Annotated in this window: 18 protein-coding genes; 14 read left to right on the forward strand and 4 right to left on the reverse strand. The window is 38.8% G+C overall.

What is annotated here, in order from left to right; genetic code table 11:
• Window positions 1-106 precede the first annotated feature (106 nt).
• The 3 genes from H589_RS0117780 to H589_RS20060 all read right to left on the reverse strand — a co-directional run bounded on the left by H589_RS0117780 (window position 107) and on the right by H589_RS20060 (window position 2,982).
• The gene (locus tag H589_RS0117780; RefSeq protein WP_027723283.1) at window positions 107-1,261 is read right to left on the reverse strand and encodes an iron-containing alcohol dehydrogenase; all 1,155 of its coding nucleotides are present in this window, start codon (window positions 1,259-1,261) and stop codon (window positions 107-109) included.
• A gap of 271 nt (window positions 1,262-1,532) precedes the next feature.
• Window positions 1,533-2,471, reverse strand: coding sequence for a hypothetical protein (locus H589_RS0117785; protein WP_027723284.1), 939 nt, complete (start codon window positions 2,469-2,471; stop codon window positions 1,533-1,535).
• Window positions 2,472-2,667: 196 nt separating this feature from the next.
• The gene (locus tag H589_RS20060; protein WP_084147043.1) at window positions 2,668-2,982 is read right to left on the reverse strand and encodes a TIGR03905 family TSCPD domain-containing protein; all 315 of its coding nucleotides are present in this window, start codon (window positions 2,980-2,982) and stop codon (window positions 2,668-2,670) included.
• Between the two features lie 357 nt (window positions 2,983-3,339).
• Here H589_RS20060 and H589_RS0117795 point away from each other — a divergent pair, with 357 nt between their 5' ends.
• Complete coding sequence (locus tag H589_RS0117795; protein ID WP_245577197.1) at window positions 3,340-4,662, forward strand: radical SAM/SPASM family putative metalloenzyme maturase; 1,323 nt, start codon at window positions 3,340-3,342, stop codon at window positions 4,660-4,662.
• An 80-nt stretch (window positions 4,663-4,742) separates the two neighbouring features.
• On the opposite strand, the gene H589_RS0117800 is transcribed toward H589_RS0117795, so the two are convergent.
• A complete protein-coding gene (locus H589_RS0117800; protein WP_027723287.1) occupies window positions 4,743-5,564 on the reverse strand; it encodes a DeoR/GlpR family DNA-binding transcription regulator in 822 nt (273 codons plus the stop codon).
• A 585-nt stretch (window positions 5,565-6,149) separates the two neighbouring features.
• Here H589_RS0117800 and H589_RS0117805 point away from each other — a divergent pair.
• The 13 genes from H589_RS0117805 to H589_RS0117865 all read left to right on the forward strand — a co-directional run bounded on the left by H589_RS0117805 (window position 6,150) and on the right by H589_RS0117865 (window position 21,035).
• Window positions 6,150-7,715, forward strand: coding sequence for a glycerol-3-phosphate dehydrogenase/oxidase (locus H589_RS0117805; protein WP_027723288.1), 1,566 nt, complete (start codon window positions 6,150-6,152; stop codon window positions 7,713-7,715).
• A gap of 786 nt (window positions 7,716-8,501) precedes the next feature.
• Window positions 8,502-9,209, forward strand: coding sequence for an MIP/aquaporin family protein (locus tag H589_RS0117810; RefSeq protein ID WP_027723289.1), 708 nt, complete (start codon window positions 8,502-8,504; stop codon window positions 9,207-9,209).
• Window positions 9,210-9,301: 92 nt separating this feature from the next.
• Window positions 9,302-10,795, forward strand: a complete 1,494-nt coding sequence (gene glpK / locus H589_RS0117815) for a glycerol kinase GlpK (protein WP_027723290.1) — start codon at window positions 9,302-9,304, stop codon at window positions 10,793-10,795.
• Between the two features lie 353 nt (window positions 10,796-11,148).
• Window positions 11,149-11,736: a penicillin-binding protein activator LpoB gene (locus H589_RS20065; protein WP_051249803.1), complete on the forward strand. Its 588-nt coding sequence runs from the start codon at window positions 11,149-11,151 to the stop codon at window positions 11,734-11,736.
• A gap of 23 nt (window positions 11,737-11,759) precedes the next feature.
• Window positions 11,760-13,673, forward strand: coding sequence for a COG3014 family protein (locus H589_RS0117825; protein WP_027723291.1), 1,914 nt, complete (start codon window positions 11,760-11,762; stop codon window positions 13,671-13,673).
• Window positions 13,674-13,699: 26 nt separating this feature from the next.
• Window positions 13,700-14,155, forward strand: coding sequence for a hypothetical protein (locus tag H589_RS0117830; RefSeq protein ID WP_027723292.1), 456 nt, complete (start codon window positions 13,700-13,702; stop codon window positions 14,153-14,155).
• A gap of 15 nt (window positions 14,156-14,170) precedes the next feature.
• Window positions 14,171-14,626 (forward strand): YcfL family putative periplasmic lipoprotein, encoded by a 456-nt coding sequence (locus H589_RS0117835; RefSeq protein ID WP_027723293.1) that lies wholly within the window; start codon window positions 14,171-14,173, stop codon window positions 14,624-14,626.
• 20 nt (window positions 14,627-14,646) lie between these two features.
• Complete coding sequence (locus tag H589_RS0117840) at window positions 14,647-15,639, forward strand: hypothetical protein (RefSeq protein ID WP_027723294.1); 993 nt, start codon at window positions 14,647-14,649, stop codon at window positions 15,637-15,639.
• A gap of 16 nt (window positions 15,640-15,655) precedes the next feature.
• Complete coding sequence (locus tag H589_RS0117845; RefSeq protein WP_027723295.1) at window positions 15,656-17,038, forward strand: caspase family protein; 1,383 nt, start codon at window positions 15,656-15,658, stop codon at window positions 17,036-17,038.
• A gap of 156 nt (window positions 17,039-17,194) precedes the next feature.
• Window positions 17,195-18,337 carry an HD domain-containing phosphohydrolase gene (locus tag H589_RS0117850; RefSeq protein ID WP_027723296.1) on the forward strand — a complete coding sequence of 381 codons (1,143 nt, stop codon included), beginning with the start codon at window positions 17,195-17,197 and terminating at the stop codon, window positions 18,335-18,337.
• A complete protein-coding gene (locus H589_RS0117855; RefSeq protein ID WP_027723297.1) occupies window positions 18,330-19,565 on the forward strand; it encodes a cyclic di-GMP phosphodiesterase in 1,236 nt (411 codons plus the stop codon). The genes H589_RS0117850 and H589_RS0117855 overlap by 8 nt, the downstream gene beginning before the upstream one ends.
• Window positions 19,566-19,578: 13 nt before the next feature.
• Complete coding sequence (locus H589_RS20550; RefSeq protein ID WP_051249804.1) at window positions 19,579-19,980, forward strand: bacteriohemerythrin; 402 nt, start codon at window positions 19,579-19,581, stop codon at window positions 19,978-19,980.
• A 227-nt stretch (window positions 19,981-20,207) separates the two neighbouring features.
• Window positions 20,208-21,035, forward strand: coding sequence for a substrate-binding periplasmic protein (locus H589_RS0117865; RefSeq protein ID WP_027723298.1), 828 nt, complete (start codon window positions 20,208-20,210; stop codon window positions 21,033-21,035).
• The last annotated feature ends 314 nt before the right edge of the window (window positions 21,036-21,349 follow it).

Below are 21,349 nucleotides of genomic sequence, written 5' to 3' on the forward strand. Positions count from 1 at the left end.
GATTCATGGTTCGACGTATGAATTTAAAAGAGGAAATATGTCGTGAACAGGGATGTGGTTCAAAAGGCTTATCCTGTTTATAGGATAAGCCTTTTGACTTAGATATTTAAAAGGCAAGTTGCAGTATTTCAATAAGCTCACCCTGAGTTAGTTCAATGGGGTTTCCTTTCATGCTGCTGGAGTTTGCGGCTTTAAGGGCAAGCTCAGTGAAATCATTTTCAGTGACGCCCATTTCAGCTAAACCGGAAATATTCAAATCTGTACACAGTTGTTTCACCCATTTAACTCCGTCAGTCACAGTAGCGTCTCTTTTGCCAGTTAGAATTCGGGCTGTTTCAGTATAGGCTGCAAGTGAACTGCTCTCAGGCATCCGTTCTTGAAGGGCTCGGATATTTATTTCCATAACGTGTGGAAGAAGTGCTGCGCATACAGCTCCGTGCGGTGCCTTAAATTGTCCTCCAAGCGGAGCTGCAAATCCATGAACAGCACCAAGTTTAGCGTTGGCGAGAGCAATTCCTGAAAAAAGGCTTGCCAGTGCCATACCGCTACGTGCTTCTATGTTGTTTCCTTCAGTAACAGCAGTATGTAAAGAGGCTGCGGCATGTGCCATACCTTCTTTACAGAGAGGACTGGTTATGGGAGTAGAAAATTTAGATACAAAAGCCTCCATAAGCTGAGTTAAGGCATCAATACCTGTATTAGCAGTAACTTTTGGAGGTATTGATGTGGTTAAAACAGGGTCGACTATTGCAAGATCAGGAATCATGTCTGTCGAACGCAGACTTACTTTTACGCCATGCTTTTTAGATAGAAGTACAGCATTGGAAGTAACTTCTGACCCTGTTCCCGATGTAGTTGGAACAGCTATCAGCGGTGCAGACTTACCTTCGAGCTGCATGCCTTTACCTACCACTTCCAGATAATCATATATGTCACGTTGGTTGTTCAGCAAAGCGGCAATAGCCTTACCTGAATCAAGCACACTTCCTCCGCCGATGGCAATGACAACATCACAGCCTTGTTCGCGAGCATTTTTAGCTTGTTTTGAAATAAAATTAGTATCCGGTTCATTGCCGACAGTAATTATGAACGGTGGAAGTTTTTTATCTTCTAAAGCTGCTATCAGCCATTTAGTCCTTTCGTGATTTCGGCCTGTGATGAGGCAGATCTTATTGCCCATACGGGATGCATGATCCGGGATTGATTTGGCTGTGCCCGGGCCGAAAATGATTTTAGGAGCTGTAGAGAATTGGAATTTCATTTTAGTCAGTCCACTTATACTTAGGAAAATCCATGATGGATTTGTTCCATGTTTTTAAAGATTCTTATAATTATCTGCCAACACGATAAATAATGCTATGAAAATTTTTGATTATACATGGCTATTATATTTAAACGAGTTCCAAAAGGCTGCTAACCTATCTGCATTATTATACTGTCTCGTAAAATTAAAATATAGTCCGCCTTTGTATACTTTGACTATATGGATCGTTAGATGTCTTGGGTCAAGTTTTTGGAATTATGGATGTTTTTCATGATTGCATAAACTTGAAAAATTCAGGGAACCTTTCTTTAATTTTATTGAAGGCAATCATTTCTGCTTTAACATATGCTTCTGCTGAATCCAGCTTCACACTTCCCCGTTTATCATGAACTATGTCATTGTTCACATCATAATGCCCAAAAGTATGCCCCATATGCAGCATATCTCTAAACCATTGTACTCCAACATCAAGGCAAACCGGACGGTCCCAGTTTTCACCTATACAGGCTCCAGATGGAAGGCGGGCACCAAATGGGGCCGCATATCCGTTCGGCAGAGTCGATTTACGTGCTTTATCCATATCTATAAGGGCGCACCATTCGTTGAGCCTGCATTCAGGCAAAGGCCATGCGTTCTTTTGAAACTGCTCAGAGAGGCCGAGGTTATATGCCCTGCGCTGAGTGTAATTCATACCCTTATTATATATTTTCATTAGGTACTGGTATGAAGGTTTAAACTCTGTGTATCGCTCCGAGTCACATAACCCGTTTTGAAATGCAGGACACCACCAGCATTGTCCTATTTCTCCTACTCCAGTGTGGTCGCCAATTGCTGTCAACAGATTACCAACAATATCTGCTCGAACATCAATGTCGTTATGTATTGTCAGCAGGTATTTAGATTCAGTTTTCTCCCATCCGTACTGGTAGCGTATAGATAGTAGATAGGCATAGTCAACAGCGGCCCTTTCTAAATCTGTCGGGTCAATGCCATTCCAGTATCGTGGAGTGAAATGTTCAACAATATCGCTGAAATATTCAAGAGTCTTAGTGTGATTTTTACGCTCGTATTCGGCCGTTAGGGGTTCTTCCTGAAAATATATCTTACTAATATGCTGCCCACATTGCTCTGTTAAAGTGAGTAATGAAAGAGCAGTTTGGTAAACTTTACCGAATACGTTGATTACTACATCAATTTTTGGGGACATAGTTGTGCGCCTGACTTGTGTGTTAAGTTTTCATCATGGAAACAATATTGTTTTAGCATGGCGGATTTATTTGATGCAAATAAGAAGGAAGGCAGGGAGTGAAAATGTTTTTTTAGGTGGAATGAAATATTTTCTATAAATACTTTGGTATAAATTAAGGCCAGCTGTTTTGTAAGCTGGCCTCAGAATAAAACAGTTACTCTGAATCAAGGTATTCAGATAGCGCACAGCAAAGCTGGTCTGCACATGATGTAGGCTTGTTGCCGCAGGTGATACCTTTAAGCTTAGATAATATTTCAGTCAGTTTCATACCAGTAACTAATGTGGATACAGCTTTGAGATTGCCGTCACATCCACCGGTAAATTTCACGTAAGTCAGTTTACCGTCTTCCACTGCATAACGAATAAGTTTTGCACAGACTCCTTTTGGAATGAAGTCATGTGCATTAACCGGTTCATCTGTTCCTCCAAAAGGGGCCATAATCTGTGGCTGTAGCGTGATGTTTTCCATTTTAATCCCGAGGTTTTTATTAAGTCATTTCCGCATTAAATCTTGCGGATTAAATATTTTGAAAAGATGCAACTGCATGCTCAAGGTGATTTTCACCATGAAATACCATTGAAGGTCAAGGGGAAGGGATAGGTTCTGGTTAGGTTACATGTAAGCTTAGGAGCAAGAAAAAACCATTTTGACTTATAAGTCAGGTTATGGAATTTTTATTTTTATATTTGGAAAATTATGAAACGATGATGCTTCTGTCTGGTATCGGCAGGTTTTATCCTATGGTTTTTATTAGGTGTAATTTGATGCGGGATTTCTTTTAAGATACTATTACGGTTGATATAAACAGTCGCTGGAGAAGTCATTTTGGCACATTATACTCATAAAATTAATTACCCTGTAAAAATTCAAGTTGAGGTTACTACCAGATGTAATATGGCATGCTCAATGTGTGTAAAATATGCAGATGGTAGTGATATTCAGGAAGCAGATTTAAAGTTTGAAAGTTTTAAAAAATTAAGCTCTGCTTTAGAACATTGTGAAGTGCTGATTCTAAACGGTATAGGTGAGCCTTTACTACATCCTGAGTTGGCTGAAATGGCCGCATTTGCAAAGGAGCGCATGCCAAAGGGGAGTTCTATCGGTTTTCAGACAAATGGTTTGTTAATTACAGATCAGAAGGCTGAAAGTCTGGTTGAATCAGGAGTGGATACGTTTTGTATTTCCATTGATTCTCTTGAATCCGGTGATTGCAACGTAGGCGAGTTGCATGGGCAGACTTGTATCGATCGGCTTGCACGTACTTTTTCTAAACTTTCAAGTGCAGGGGAGAAGTACGGCCGGAAAGTTCGACTTGGGGTAGAGTTCGTACTTATGGCTGAGACTTATAAGCAGTTGCCGCAGGTCATAAGCTGGGCGTCAAGTCATGGTGCGGAGTTCGTTGTCTGCTCACATGTGTTTGCATATAATAAATCAATGCAGGATCAATCCTTATTCAATACGAATACCTCAAAGGCATATTCTCTTTTTAAAAAATGGCAGAATCTAGCTACAGAACATGGGGTGGACTTTTATAATTATTTTGATGTGGTTTTCAAATTTATAAAGAGTGATACTGATAAAAAACTTGTAGACATTGTCAAAGATATGTTTGCGGATGCCAAGAGTCAGGATATATGGATTAATTTCCGAAGTCTGATCGAGTGGGATAAACGTATGCAAAGTAATACATTTAATGATATCAATAGGATATATGCAGAGTCCGTGGAACTGGCAGAAAGGTCTGGAATTGCACTGCGTATGCCTCCTTTGATGGCTTCGGATAACCTTTCTTGCCGATTCCTGGAAGAGGGAGCTGTGTTTATAACATCTATGGGGGATATCAGTCCTTGCCAGTTCTTGTGGCACGGGTTCTCCTGCTATATGGATGGAAGTGAAAAGGTTGTTAAGCCGACGGTATTTGGAAATCTTGATGATGGAGATTTCAGCGACGTATGGAATTCTGTAAAATATGTTCAGTTTCGTGATGATGTTTTAAAATATGAATATCCGTACTGCTCCAACTGCTCTTTAGTACCATGTGATGATATCATAGGTAGAGCAAACGACTTTGAATATGATTGTTTAGGGGTAAAGGTCCCCTGTGGCCATTGCCCATGGGCAATGGGTGGTTTGCAGTGCTTATTATAAAGTGTTGTTTGAGTTATGAGATTGTAAAAAAAAAGGGCTGGCAAAATTGCCAACCCTTTCTTTTATAAAGTTTCTTAGTTTCATTCTATTATCTCTGCTTCAGTAACATATAGGTCAACTTCTTTGCTTTTCATTAGATCCTGAAAAACTTGCGGAGGTCTTTTGTCTGTGAAAATTGCATCAATTTCACCCAGATCCGCAATACGGACCATTGCGTTGCGATTGAATTTTGTATGGTCAGTTACAAGAAAAATATTTCTGGCATTGTTGATGATTTCACGGGCAACCCTGACTTCATGGTAATCATAGTCGAGAAGAGTCCCATCTTCATCTATGCCGGAAACTCCAATGATTCCGTAATCTACTTTGAATTGCTTGATAAATTCAACAGTAGCTTCGCCGGTCACTCCCTTATCTCTTTGGCGAACCATGCCACCTGCAACGATTACTTCACATTCATTATCGCTCATGGTCAGAGCTACGTTAAGATTGTTGGTGATAACTCTGAGTGATTTGTGCCCTGAAAGAGCCTTGGCGACCTCTTCGGTAGTTGTGCCCAGGTTTATAAATAAAGAAGCACGGTCAGGAATAAGTTTTGCTACCATCTCTGCGATCAGCTTCTTTTCTTGATGGAGAATATTTCTGCGTGCGCTGTAATCAACATTTTCCACACTTGAGGATCGACCGGCCCCACCGTGAAAACGCTGCAACAGTTTATGAGTACAAAGTTTATTGATATCGCGTCTGATAGTCTGTGGTGTGACTTCAAAGTGATGAGCTAGTGTCTCAATAGGAGCGAATCCTCTATCGCTGACAATATCAAATATTTCGCGTTGCCGTTTGGAGAGTGAATCTAAGCTAATCTTAGACCCTTTTGGCTTTTTGGTTTTAGCTTTATCAATCAAAATGACCATCTCCTTACTTTCTATAATGAACAACTTTTTCGCGTATGCGCGTTTTTTTGTTCTAATATTTTACTGATTATATCAGAATTTTGGGAAAAAAAGAAAAATATATTTCACTTGATAATGATTACCTAGCAGTTGAATCTTTAACAGGCAAGGTAAAGTCATTATATTTACACATATTAAGGTCTCAAGGAGTATTAATGCTTCATCCATTAGCAAATAATTGAGACTATACCAAGGTATGTTTTATGTGTTATAGTCTATAAGGTTATGTAATTATATTATTTTTTAAATTACTTTTTTTGAGAGATTATTTTGTCACGCATAAAGGTTCGTTTTTGTTTGTTTTTATAAGAAATATTCAAATTCGAAAATATTTTCTTGTAAAAATGTTTTCAATATGTCACATTTTGATCAAAAGCGAAACACAATGCAAACGTATCTGTCTTGGTATGTTTTTTTATTGAGTGATTGGGGAAAGTTCGATTCAGTCGAGATGTGGGTCTTATAACTGTTTGAACTTATAAAAATTTCAAAATTTTATCGGCGTATCAAGCCGAACAGAGAGTGGGTGTTGCCATGAAACGTTCAGATTTTATCCAGCAAATGGAAGACAGCGCAAAGGTCTGGGATTTCATCATAATCGGTGGAGGAGCTACGGGTCTTGGTTCTGGCCTGGATGCCGCAGCTCGTGGGTATTCGGTACTTCTTCTTGAGCAGGGCGACTTCGCCGAAGCAACCTCCAGTCGTAGTACTAAAATGGTTCACGGCGGTGTAAGATATCTCGCTCAGGGTAATATTTCTCTGGTTATGGAAGCACTGCACGAGCGCGGTATCCTAAAGCAGAATGCTCCTCATATGTGTTACAATCAGAAATTTATCGTTCCTGATTATAAATGGTTCGGTCTGCCTTATTATGGAATCGGACTCAAATGTTATGATATGCTGGCTAGAAAATATAGCTTCGGTCCTTCCCAGATCTTTTCTAAAAGAAAAGTTATGCAGGAAGTTCCCGGCGTGCTTACCAAAAAGCTCAAAGGCGGCGTAACTTATCATGACGGTCAGTTTGACGATGCCAGACTTGCTCTTACTCTTGCCCGTACAATGTCTGACTTGGGCGGTACACCTCTTAACTACACCAAAGTAACTGGTCTTGTTAAGAATCCTAGCGGATATGTCTGTGGTGTTCAGGCTGAAGATAAACTCAGTGGTAAGTCATACGAATTGAAGGCTAAAGCTGTTATCAATGCTACTGGTATCTTCACTGATGATATTATGAATATGGACAACAGCGATCATAAAAAATTGATTGCTCCTAGTCAGGGTATCCATATTGTTATTGACCGTGAATTTCTTGGCGGTGATACCGGAATTATGGTTCCTAAGACTGATGATGGCCGTGTAATTTTCTTTGTGCCATGGCATGGCAAAGTTGTTGTGGGAACAACTGATACACCTCTTTCAGGTGTATGTATGGAGCCAAAACCTTTGGAAGAGGAAATTAACTTTCTGGTTGAGCACTCTGCAAGATATCTCGCTAAAGCACCCACCCGTGCTGACGTGTTGAGTGTCTTCACAGGAATCAGACCTCTTATCGCTGCCGGAGATGAAAACGGTAAAACTTCAGCTCTTTCCAGAGACCATTATCTGACAATTTCACCCAACAAACTGTTGACCATTGCAGGTGGTAAATGGACTACCTACAGACATATGGCTGAAGATTGTATTGATAATGCAATTAAAATGGGTGGCCACGCTTTCCGTCCTTCTCCTACCCAGAATGTTAAACTTCACGGTTATACTGAAGAGTTTGACCACAACGACCATATGCATGTCTATGGTAGTGAAGCCGCGGATATTATGGCTCTTGCTGCTGAGTATCCCGAACTTGATACTCGCATGCACGAAAATCTTCCTTATTCCTGGCTGGAAGTGGTATGGGCTGCCCGAAATGAATGGGCTCAGACTGTTTCTGATGCACTTGCACGCAGAACCAGAGCTTTGATTCTTAACGCCAAAGCAGCAGCAGAAGTGGCTCCTAAAGCTGCTGAGATCATGGCCATTGAGCTTGGTAAAGATGAAGAGTGGATCAAAGCACAGATTGAAGAATTTGTGACTTTGTCCAAGAATTACATAGTAGATTAAGTAGTATTAACCCTTTGCTGTTCTGATTGCAGAAGTTTTATGATCGGTATTCCTGGACTGATTAACTTCTTTTAGGGCGATTATTGACCTTCTTCATGTTTAAAATAGAATCTTCCCTTTCTATTTTAAATATTGTGAAGAATGGTATTTGAAAGTGTTACTGTTTTGTGCAGTGCTTTCGTCGTCCCGATTATGACACTTAGGTTGATAGATTTGCATCTGCGGATGCACCATATTCTCCAAAGAAGACGGGGGATTTTCCTCCGTCACCCCTTCCCTTTGCCGTCGGTTACCTGGACCGGCGGCTTTTTTTTGTTTCAAATTTATCTTGCCAAAAATTATATTATTGATCACAAAATAGGTGGAAATATTATTTGTGAGCGTCTTCACTTCTTTTGTTTTCGTTTACGAAACAATTTTATTAAGAATCAGAGCTCATTTTTAATATATTATATGGCTGTTTCTTGCTTGGAAAAGTCTTGTATTTATTTTTATGATTCTTTTGTGACAAGGGTTTGACAGTATTTTTAATCCATTTTGACAAAAAGGGTAGGAGGTGATGTTCACAACTGTTTAGAATTAGTGGTTTTTGCTAATGTGAAAGCTTTTGTTACAAAATTATTTTCAAATTCGAACATTATTGTCTTGATTTTTTTTGTGTGACAAAATAGTGTCGATCCAGAGGAAATGGTAAAAGCGTTAGTTTTGATCTAGCGTGAGGTGTTATTCGTTTCCGAAGAGAAACGAATCTTGGTTTAACTGCTTTTAAAAGATGTGGGAGTGATTATGAATTTCTTTTTGAGCGAGTTGATTGGGACTATGATTCTAACACTGTTCGGTTGTGGTGTTGTTGCTAACGTTCTTTTGGAAAAATCCAAAGGTCAGAACAGTGGCTGGATCGTCATCACATGGGGTTGGGGTTTTGCAGTTGCATTTGCCGTTTACGTTGCGGGTAAACATTCTGGTGCACATATTAATCCAGCGGTTACCATTGGTCTTGCTTCAATCGGAGCTTTTCCTTGGGCAAACGTTCCCGTCTACATTGCCGGTCAGATGTGCGGTGGCTTCCTTGGCTCCGTAATTTGTTACCTGGTATATAAATGCCATTGGGCTCCTACTGAAGATCCTGGTCTCAAACTGGCTGTATTCTCCACTGGTCCTGCAATTCGCTGCACAGTTGAAAACTTTCTTTGCGAATTTATCGGTACCGCCTGTTTACTTTTCATTCTACTCGGTCTTGGTGCCAACGAATTCAGTAAGGGGCTTAATCCTCTGATCGTTGGTTTCTTCATTGTATCTATCGGTCTTTCTCTTGGTGGTCCTACCGGCTACGCTATTAACCCTGCTCGTGACCTCGGTCCCAGAATCGCACACGCACTCCTTCCTATTCCAGGTAAGGGCGGAAGTGATTGGGGATACGCATGGATTCCTGTAGTAGCACCAATTTGTGGTGGTGTTGCAGGTGCTATGCTTTATAAAGTTATCGTTGGATAATTTTTAGTTCGAGTTAAGATAGAACAAATAGTAATTTATTGGGTCCGGGGCGGGCATGTTCGCCCCGAACTTAAAACAGGGAGAAATTTAGAATGAGCAAGAAATACGTATTAGCCATTGATCAGGGAACCACCAGCTCTCGTGCAATTGTTTTCAATAAAAAAGGCGAAATCGTTACTGTAACACAGAAAGAATTTACTCAGATTTTCCCCCAGTCCGGTTGGGTTGAGCACGATGCAATGGAAATCTGGTCTTCTGTACAGTCTGTAGTTGCAGAAGCTTTCGCACAGCCTGAAATTTCCGGTTCCGAAATTGCTGCTATCGGTATTACCAACCAGCGTGAAACAACCGTTGTTTGGGATAAGAACACCGGTAAACCAGTTTACAACGCAATTGTTTGGCAGTCTCGCCAGACAATGGGCATCTGCGATGACTTGAAAGCCAAAGGCCTTGATCCTATGGTTCGTGAAAAAACCGGTCTTCTTATTGATGCTTATTTCTCCGGTACTAAAGTAAAATGGATTCTCGACAACGTTGAAGGTGCTCGCGAAAAAGCTGAAAAAGGCGATCTCCTTTTCGGTACTATCGACACATGGCTGGTCTGGAAACTTACCGGCGGCAAAGTTCATGTTACTGACTACACCAACGCTTCCCGTACCCTCATGTACAATATTCATGAACTCAAATGGGACGAAGAAATTCTTGGACACCTCACCGTTCCTGCTTCCATGCTTCCTGAAGTTAAACCTTCTTCTGAAGTATACGGCAACACTGATAAAGATGCTTTTCAGGGACTTGAGATTCCTATCTCCGGTATGGCCGGCGACCAGCAGGCAGCTCTGTTCGGTCAGGCTTGCTTCGAAGAAGGTATGGCTAAGAACACATACGGAACTGGTTGCTTCATGCTCATGAACACTGGTGAAAAAGCTGTTCCTTCTAAAAACGGTCTGCTGACTACCATTGCATGGGGTGTTGACGGTAAAGTTGAATACGCTCTTGAAGGTTCCATTTTCGTTGCAGGTTCAGCTGTTCAGTGGCTGCGTGACGGTATGAGAATGTTCCGTGACGCTAAAGACAGTGAACTTTACGCAACACGTGTACAGAGCTCTGATGGTGTTTACATGGTTCCTGCTTTTGTAGGTCTTGGAGCTCCTTACTGGGATTCTGAAGTTCGTGGTGCTGTTTTCGGTCTTACCCGTGGTACGACTAAAGAGCATTTTGTCCGTGCAACTCTTGAATCACTTTGCTACCAGACTAAAGACGTACTTTCCGCTATGGAAGCTGACTCCGGTATTAGCCTTGCCAAACTCCGTGTTGACGGTGGCGCAGTAGCTAATGACCTTCTCCTCCAGATTCAGTCTGACATTCTCGGAACTCCTGTTGAACGTCCTCTATGCATTGAAACAACCGCTCTCGGAGCAGCATATCTTGCTGGTCTGGCAGTTGGCTTCTGGGCAGATAAAAATGACATCAAACAGAACTTTGGTGTTGATCGTGAATTCGGTCCTAAAATGGAAGAAAAAGAGTCCAATGAGCTTTACGCTGGTTGGCAGAAAGCTGTTAAAGCTACTATGGCTTTCAAATAGCATTAAAATATACGCAGCTTCGGCTGTTACTATATGTATAGTTAAGGGACCGCTTGCGGTCCCTTTTTTTTTACTCATAAAGTTATGTTTTTAACTTTGTATAAAATATCTTCCAAATAAGTGCTTAATAAGATTAACAGTAAATCCTCAATTCTGAATTGTGGGCAATAAATTCGTTTAAAACAAAAATATAGATGTCTTGACTATTATGAATTTAACTTAGTATGTACTTGAATTCTATCAGCTACAGTATCTGGGAGGAGAATTGTAGTTTAAGATATAGAATAAAAATGGTGTTTCCGGCCCCCTGTGGGGGCAGTTAGTTTATTAACTTTGAATTGATGGTGGATATGATGAAAAGAATACTATGTTTTGCTTTACTTTGTTTTATGTTTGCGGGGTGCAGCGCAGGTAAGACCCGCAGAGTCGACCTTGATGCTGAGATTATAAACGATCCTCAGGCTACTTCTGTTCAGGATTATAGAACTGTTGCTGATAAAATGGCTAGATCGCTGTTGCAACTGCCGTTTATACATAAGGCTGAAACACCTCCGACAATAGCATTTATAGACGTTGAAAATAGATCAAACAAATATATCGATACCCGTGCCTTTCAGGAAAAAATACGCACACTTCTCTTAAAGAACTGTCGTGGTAAGATTTATTTTCTCGATCGTGCAGCTATCAAAGATATTTTAAAAGAGCGTAAGCTGAAAAGAAAAGGACAGGCTACAGCTTCATCTAAAGCTGGCGGTAAAATTCTGGGCGCAGATTATTTTCTTACAGGGTCAATTCATTCGATTACTACACGCCAATCTGATGCGAGCACAGATTATATGCGCTACTCTTTTCGTCTAACCGATGCAGACAATTCTTTAATTGTCTGGGAAGATGATTATGAGTCACGTTCACATACACAAAAATCATGGCTTGACCAGTAGTCTTACCCGGGGAGGGATATATTATGCGTTTTTCAAGATCGCAGATTGCTGCTGTCATAGTGATTATTTCTGTTTCCTTTTTGGTTCAGGCTTGTGTTTCAAGAAATGCCGGCCCACCGATTCAAACTACAATTAACAAAGAAAAACAGGATTGGCCGAAACCATCAGGTATTGAAGAGGCAATGGATTATGCTAAAATTCCCGCCAGCAGTAATGCTGTTGCCTATGACAAAAAATTAATTTCAAAGATTGATCAGGATTCAGCTGTCTGGGCTGATGTTTATTACTCTGATGCAATGATCGCCCGTGCTCCTAATGAGATGCTCAGGGATCTCTGGAAAGCCAGCAATCTGTCATATTCTCTCAGGGCACAGCAAAAGGGAGATAATGATTTTATTTTACCGCTGCTAAACAGAAGTATGCTTTATATCAGTGTCGGAGCTTACCACAATGCATTCAAACTTTTGCTGAATGCGAAGGGAGTAATGGATTCTGTTTTTCAGGAAGGTGGTGAACTCGGGGCTGAGCAGGAGAAAATCTTTAAAGGTGAACACTATGAAAAATCTCTGGCATGTTTCTATATGGGCATGCTTTTGTATATTCACGGTGACTATCAGAACGCCAGAGCAATGTTCTTAAGTGCCATAGAGGTTGACCGAGACAGTCTTCCTAACCGTGAGATTTTGCAGAAGTGGATCAAGAATAATGGTGCAGCATTAGGGCTGACCCTTGAAGAAACCACTGCTCTTTACCAATCTCTTGGCGATGATAACCGTGTTGTTCATTACATGTTGGCCAGAACCCTCGTTCAACTTGGCGATTATGAAAATGCAAAAGTTGAACTCGATAAAATAGACAGCTATTGTAAAATCCCTGATCATATGGTTTCCGATGCATGTGGTTCTTTTGGCAGTCGTTTAGTTAAGCAATATGATATCCAGCCAACCGGTAAAGATGAATTTGCTGATATTGAACGCCTTGAAAAGGATAATCTGGTAGTTTTTGTTACAATGGGCCATGCGCCCACTAAGTATGTCGGTGGGCCTGAAGGCAATACTGACTATATAGCCCCCCGTCCATATCTTGAACGTCAGGCCGAAGTTTATGTGGATGGAAAACTTATTGGTGAGCCTTACCCTCTCTTCAACATGCTTCATCAGGCAACAAGTACTTCCCGTTCTGTAAAAGATACTGTTCAGGGCGGCAAAGCTGCTGGAAAAATAGCAGCAGTTGTTGCAGCACGTTTTATTCCGTTCATTGGTGGAATTGTTTCTGACACCATAGAAAACAACTGGAGCATCGTAGCTGATACGAGACGCTGGGGAACTGCTCCCAATGAAGTGCAGGTTCTTTCGGCAAGAGTAGAACCGGGGCTTCATACGGTTACAGTTTTATTTTATGATATAAATGGTAAACCTTTGCCTCATTATGAGCAGACCCACTATTACGTTCCTGTTTCCAATGAGAAAGAAACTGTGTTGGTCAGCCGTGCTATTCGTGATAAAGGCAATGCTGTGAATGGTTTTTACTGTACTGAAGCTCGTTCAGTTAATGTAGAAAGTGGTGTGTTTGAATATATAGCAGGTGACCTGCTTAAAAATGATTTAGACCCTGATTCAGGACTAGATAAAGATGAAATGGTCGCAGTTGTTAAAGTAGAATTTGATGACCCAGCTAAAACCAAGCAGTTTATAGAAACAGGTGCCATTAATCCGTGGCTTAATACCGAAGCTATGGAGCAGAGATTTGATGGTCAGTTTGAAGGAATCAGAGTTATCAAGGTCGCTGAAGCTAAAGTTCTTAGAAAAGGTAAATACTCAAAATGCAAAGTGACAAATGGTAAGCTTGAGGAGAATCAGGTATATTTTATAACCATGAACAACTTACCTTTTGATGATATTATTGAGATTTCAAACCATAGCTTTGTCCAGAAATAGTACTCATTGCGCAGGAGAATATACCAATGAACAGAAGACATTTTCTTAAAATTATAACAGGAACTTTAGTTGCGGGAACAAGCGTTATTGCCGGTTGTTCCCACAAACCTACTAAATATTTTGTTAATCCATATGTGGCAAAAAGCCTGAATCCGCCGGAGATTAAGCATTGTTTTACAACTATAGGTCATAAGCCCGGTACAAAGCCTTTTATCCATGGCGGCACATGTTGCTGCACCCCTACTCCTGAATTGATGGAACAGTATCACGCTGATGGATTCCTTCTTGATATGGATGTTAACGCTCTTATTGCAGAGTATGAGGAGCGGGGAATAATTCTTGAACATGATGATGGATGGCAGTGTAATAATATGTGTGACTCCGGTCCTCATCTTGTTTTTGGTGGTAAATGTATGGTCCCCCCGACTATTGGGACCCAAAACTACGAAAATGTTATCGTAGGCAAGAAACCTAAAGTCTAGGTTGGAGGTGTATATATGAGATCTATTTTACTTTTACTTATGCTTGCTGCAGTCTTAGCTGTTTCTGCGTGTAGTCCTGCTGTTGCTCCTGTTGGAAATTATGATTCTGTTGCGTCGCAAAAAGAAAATAAAATACTTTATCTGAGAAGGGACGGTCTGATTGGAAGCCAGTATGCAACTCTAAATCGTTATCTTAAAGTTGTAAGAAATTTTTCTAAGTATGACGAGAATGGGTTATTTAAGGTTGTTGTTGTTTTTAACAATGATCGTTACGAGGATTCACGTAAAAATTTGAATTGTGATGTACAGTTTGTTTTTCTTGATGAAGATGGAATTGAATTGGAAAAAACAAACTGGCAACCTTATATGTTTCCTTCCGGTCAGGATATAACTATTAAAGAGGTTTCACTTAATCCTGATGCAAGGGACTACAAAATTTATGTTAGAGAGCCCCGTGATTCCACATGGTAGTTTGAACCAAGGAGGGGATGATGTTAAAATCAATTAAGGTAATTATATTAGTGTGTTTAGTGCTGACTATGGTTGGTCAAATTGCATTTGCAGGTGATTTGATGAATCCGACAAGTTTTGATCACAAGGATCGGGGGCAGCACTTTGAGGCGCTTGGCCCTAGTACAAGTTTGCGTATTGCATTAAAATCTTTGAATGATAACCAGCTTGTCAATACTCCTTACGGACATGTCGAGGGGGGAAAGACTGTTGTTACAAAGCAGGGTACTGCAACTGATCCAGAGCGTTATAATACCAGTCGTGACAATATAGGGACAAGTGTTAAGTTACGGGAAATGTTGTCCTATAAGCTATCTTCACTCCCTTTTATTGAGTTGATTGAGCGAGATAATGTGAACTCGATTGTTCGAGAACTGGAGTTCGCTGAAAACAATAAATATGTTAAGAAAGATACCTTGAATGAAGTCGGCCTTGAAATGCCGCAGTTCTTTATCAAGGCATTTTTTACAGCTAATGAAGGTCCATGCCGGGAAGATGACTCAGCTGAGGAAGAAGCCTGGGGGAATGATGATGAACTTAAAATGCCCAAAAGGCCATATCGGCTTATGTTACGCTTCTATGATATTAAGACATCTAAAATTGTCTACATAACATGTGGAAGCGGAGTTATTATCAAGGATGCAATCGACCGGTCTGTAGAAGATTTTAAGAAACATAAATATCTGTTTTATCCAGAGATGAGAGCTAGAAGTGTCTCTGGTGGGATCATAAATATTGATCATGGTCAGAAATCAGGTATGACAGCTGGAGTAAAGTTTCTGTTAGTCCGCCATTCCGGTCCACTCAAATCACTTAAGATGGATGATAATCCGGAAATTGTTGCTTTATGTGAAGTTCAGAATTCAAATTCTGATGGTTGTAAAGCTGAGATTATAGAAAAATATGAAGGCTATGAACCTGAAAAAGGTGATCTGGTTGTTTTCAGCCATCCTGTAGTTCGCGAGTGGGATTAAAAATACAAGATAAGTTATGACCGAAAAAGCTCTCTCACTATTTGTTTTGTTAACACTCCTCGTTTCTGGTGGATGTATCCGCCAGAAACGAGGAGATGTTTTTGATTCAATGGTTGATAAATTCGGTACCATGGATGCTTCCGATGGTATGGATGAAGTTGAACTTGATGAAAATGATTTTTTTCAGAATGCTATGACCCTATACGAACAGGGACACTATCTGGAAGCGCAAAAGAAATTTGCTATTTTCAAGAATAAATTTCCGTACAGCTCAATGATTCCGGCTTCTGTATTTTTTCAAGGTGAATGTTTTTTTAATTCTAAAGTTTATATTCAGGCATCACGTTACTACCATTCGCTGATACATACCTATCCGTATTCGTCCTATGTGCCGCAGGCTAAAATTAAGGATGGCATAAGTATGTACATGATAGGAAAAAACCGAAAGGCTGACGCTCTTTTCAAGAACGTTATCCGTGACTATCCAGACACTAAATTTTCCAAATCAGCTTCTTTTGCATTAAATGGCAAAATTCATGAAGCTGAAGCGCTTGTCTCCGGAGTAACAATTGAGCCGGAAATTGTTGTTGAACATAATATTTTTACAAAGACTGTTGGTACGCTTCCGGTCAATGTAAATGAAGTTAGCCCAAAATCTCAATGTGTTTCCACATATCCGAATCGCTACTTAATTGTCATCGCCAATTCTGAGTATAAATATTATGGGAACCTTAGTTATGTGAATAATGATGTGACCGTACTACAAGAGTTGGGTACTTGTTATTTGGGAGTTCCTGAGCAGAATATAGTTGTAAACAGAAACACAACTTTTTCAGAACTAAAACGCATCTTTACTCATCTCAATAATATTGTCCGGCAGAAAGATTCGATTGTTTTTGTATATTATACCGGCCATGGAATTGAGGATCAGCTGGGAAATCCATATTTAGTCCCTGTTGACGCATCCTTAAAAGGTGAAATGGACTTGAATGATAGTACTATCCCGTTAACATTTGTGCAGGGGCAGCTAGACAGGCTTAATGTCAGGAGTAAAGTTTTTATTTGGGATGCTTGCCGGGTAGATGTTCCATGGAAATTGATTCATGTGAATCGACGGATAAATACTGATATAGCAGGTGACAGTACATATATTTTTGCTACATCATCAGGGAATACAAGTAATATTTCGAAACAAAAATCCATTTCAGCTTTTTTGGACTCGCTGTGGGAACTGGCAAGGGCTGGAACAGCTAATTTTGATCTGGATTCAAGTGGTTATGTCGAGTTGATGGAAATTAAGGATTCGTTAGAGTCGCGCTTGCGAAGAACAACAGTTGATTCCCGGCAGAAATTAGAGATTAGAGGGATAACTAGTGCTAAGATTTTTCCTGTTCAATAGTTAAAAAACAAGAGTTGTTAAAATGGCCGGCGTCGACAGGGTGCTGGCCATTTTTTTATTCTATTATAAATATCAAGTTATAATTTTTTTTTATTTTTTTTATAAATAAAATCTATTATGCTTTTATAAGATTTAATCACAATTTTAGGAGTCCCCGTGCAAAATCTTCTCGTTGTATCAAATAACAATAAGATAACTAGTTCATTAGTAAATTTATTTGATAATGAATATTGTATCTGTGTTGCTGAGAATGATTTTGATGGTATTCTAGATGTTACAGGCGACAAATGTCCTGATAAAATAATTGTGGATTGTAAAGACTATGCAGAAGTCAAAGATGTGTTGTTAAAATTAAAAGAAAGTTTTGATGAATCAAATATTATAGTTATGTCTTCTTTTTTAAGCACAGAAGATAAGTCTGAAATTGAGTCTAATTTAAATTTAGACTTAATAATAAAGCCATGTAACCGTAATCAGCTCTTAAGTTTATTAAAAAAAAGTAAAAAAAATATACAAAAAAAAATAGATAAGCGAATTATTCATGTAATTGTCAATTCTTATAGCTCAAAGAATGTTGTTTTATACAGGTGTTATAATAGAATAATATCTTTAGCTGGTAAGTTACGTCCTTTTTACTCTATAGATTTTGAGTATATATATGATTTAATAGCTTATTATATTTTTGTCATTACTACTTTGGAAGACCATATGATGATGGATTTGTTATCTGGCGCAAATACTAAAAAAGAAGCGATTCCATTTCTTATTGAGCAGCTAGAGAAAATGAGAGATTTTGGCGATAGGCAATTCGTTGATTTCGACTCTTCTTCTATTTTAGAAATGCTTTATATTAGTAAGAGATATAATGGAAAAGGTTTGCCGAATGATGATGTTGCTGGAAAAAAATTGCCGTTCGCAGCGCGACTTTTACATTTATTATTTGATTTTCATTATTTGCAAGAGAAAGGAAAAAGTGTTGGCGAGAGTGTTTATATATTAAATAAACGGTCAGGATGGTATGATGATGAAATTTTAATAAAAATTAACGAGGCCTTAGGGGAAGAAGCCTGTTCTTACGAGCGTGAAGTTTTCCCGCTTGGGCTGGAAGCTGAAATGGTACTTGCACAGAATTTATATGGAACGGTCAAAGGTAAAAAAGTTTTAGTTATCAAGAAGGGGGATACCTTAACAGCTAAAAATATAGATTATATTCATAAACATGGACATGATATTCTTGACGTAACTGAGCCTATTTTAATTCGTGAAAAGGTTGTTTTAGGCGATAAAAAAAATGCTTAAAAAAGTATCAGTTAAGAGACTCAAAGTTGGGTTACATATTCACTTAAAAGATATTCCCTGGTTTAAACATTCTTTTTTTCGTTCAAATTTCAAAATTAAAAAATCACAGGAAATAGACGAAGTACAGGGAATCGGTTGTGAATATGTATACTACGACCCTCAAAGAAGTGATTGTGAACCGTTACAGGTGGATGCAAAAGTCAAACCTGTCAGTAAAACGGTTAATAGGCGTGATATAAAGAAGAAAAAGTCTTCTGAATTACGCAAACGCAAAGATGCATATATAAATACAGAAAAAAAGTTCCTCTCGTCTGCGAAGCAGGCAAATAGAATTATGCGAGGCGTTTTAAATGGGCAGATTTCCTTTTGTGAAGAAGCGCAGGAAATGGCTCATGAATTTGCAAGCTTTTTTTTAAAAGATATTCACACCACTCTTAATTTAATAAATCTTTCTGCTTCTGACGATGAGGCTTTATATTTTCATTCGCTTAATGTCTCAATTCTTTCTTGTATGCTTGGCCGGGAGGTAGGCATTAATGACAGTGATATGCATACTCTGGCATTTGGTGCTTTAATGCATGATATAGGGAAGGCGAAAATTCCTAAGAAAATTTTGTATAAGCCATCTGTGCTGACTAAGCCTGAGTTAGAGATGGTTAAAAGACATCCCTTATACGGGGTCGGTCTTCTGTCAGGAATGAAATCTGTAAATAAAGATGTAATGAAGATTATTTATCATCATCATGTCCGTAATGGCCCCAGTGGATATCCGGAAGGAATCAGTTTTAAATCAATTGGTCTATTGCCAAAAATTGTTGCCATTGTCGATTTATATGACAACCTTATCAACCATAGAGTTGTAGAGAAGGTCCTTACTCCTCATCAGGCTCTGGCGAATCTTTATAAAAGTAATGCCAAGTTGCTGGATGAGAAAATTTTAGCTCATTTTATAAGAATGCTTGGTGTTTATCCTCCCGGATCACTATGCGAATTAGATAGCGGTGAGATTGCAATGGTTGTCAGTATCGGCGATAATCCTCTATTACCGGATGTTATTATTTACGACCAGAATATTCCAAAAAATGAAGCTATGATTCTCAGGCTTGGAGCAGACATTGATTCTAAGGTTGAACGCATTGTTTCACGTAAAGATTTAACTGAAGACCAGCTACAATATTTATCTCCTAAATCCAAAATAGGGTACTATGTTGACTCTAAATCTAATTAGGTAGGATCACGCAATGTACAGAATTAAATGGAATGATAAATATTCAACTGGGAATGTCGAGATAGATAAACAGCATATGCAACTTTTTGAGATATTCAATGAATATCTTGCTGAGAAAAAAAAGAGATCCAGCTTAAAATATTTAATATTATCTATCGACTTACTTGGATATTGCCAGGAACATTTTAAAACAGAAGAGCAGCTAATGCTGAGTGCTAACTATCCATTCTTTGAAGAACACAAATCTGAACATGCAAATATTTATGCTGCCGTAGAGAACTTAGTTAATAAAGTCTATAATGGCGATAGTATTGATGATGTCGCAGCAGATGAGTTTCTTTTCTCATGGGTTGAACAACATATAGTTAAAAAAGATTGTGATGTTATCGAGTGGATAAACAATGGTCGTATATAGTTCTGACTTCTGATAGTTATTCAACTGTGGGCAATATGAAATGCTCATTTATTTGTTGGTGCTGATTGTATATGGCAGTGAAGAAATAGTTTGTGAATAGTGATTCGATTTTAATGTGTTATTGCTTTGGAATATTTTTTTTATTTATTAATTTCACGTTGTACTGAAAATATTGCTGTAGCTGTTCTTGTATCCGCTGGAGTTCATGTATAATATTGAGAGGTGCTATGCTGCTATATAAGATATTCGGGCTTCTTGCACTGAATTTAACGTTTTTATTTACTTTGTGTGCACAGGCGTATTCTTCTGATGAGATAATCAATATTGCATCAGTGGAATATCCTCCGATCGTTTCTATGCAAGAGATCCCAGGTCTTGGTTATGGCATGTGTAGAGATGTTGTGACTGAGGCTTTTAAGGCTGTATCGGAAGATGTAAATTTTACTATTTTGCCAATGTCTAGAAATGTCTGGTCTGTTGTACATAATAAGGGGACGATCTGCCTCGGTAGTATGGTCTGGTTTAAAAGGGAGAATAAAGACGCATTAGTCGATTTTGTAGAAATCATTAATCTTAATTTCGTCGCTTATTATAAAAAAAAACGTTTTCCTGATGGCGTATCATATGAGTCATTGAAAGATTTACGCGGATACAGTTTTGGAAATGTCAGGGGGAGTGGCAGTCAGCCTACTTTAGAGAATGCAAATCTTAAAATTGATTTAGTCAGAAATATAAGATTAAATTTTCAAAAATTGAGTGTCGACCGTATGGATTTTGCGGTTTCGTTGCGTGTAACAGGGAATTATTTAATTCCAAAACTTTTTCCAGACAATGTTTCTGAGTTTGCATACCTAGATAAACCGTTACTCCGGGTAGCTCTCTCTGTTATTTTTTTGCGGAAACAAAAGAGAATTAAGCAAAAGTTTATTAAAGGCTTAAGCATAATTGCAAAGAATGGAACTTACTTAAGAATATTAGATAAATACTATGGTACCGCAGGAGTTCCTGAAGGCACAATACCTGATTTTATAAAGAGTGAAATGGAAAATAGCTAAGAATATAGCGATAAATACTTCTTTATATGCAAAAATTTTTGTATAGTATTTGAGTATAAAGATAGTCTCTGTGTTCAGATAATTTTAAAGTCGCATTATTGTGATTAACTAATATTTAGTGTTTAATTTTGATACACATGTAACTGTCTTTAATTACTATAGTAATTTGTTGCATTTTTGTTTTTTGTTCGATCGTGGCTCTAAATGATACATATCCTTTAAAAAATATATTATGTTTTTTTGTAACAAACTATTTTTATTAAATAAAAAGATTGGTATAGTAGATGCTTGAAAATATTATATGACAATTTTTA

It is taken from the genome of Maridesulfovibrio zosterae DSM 11974, assembly GCF_000425265.1.
GTDB classification, from domain to species: Bacteria; Desulfobacterota; Desulfovibrionia; order Desulfovibrionales; family Desulfovibrionaceae; genus Maridesulfovibrio; species Maridesulfovibrio zosterae.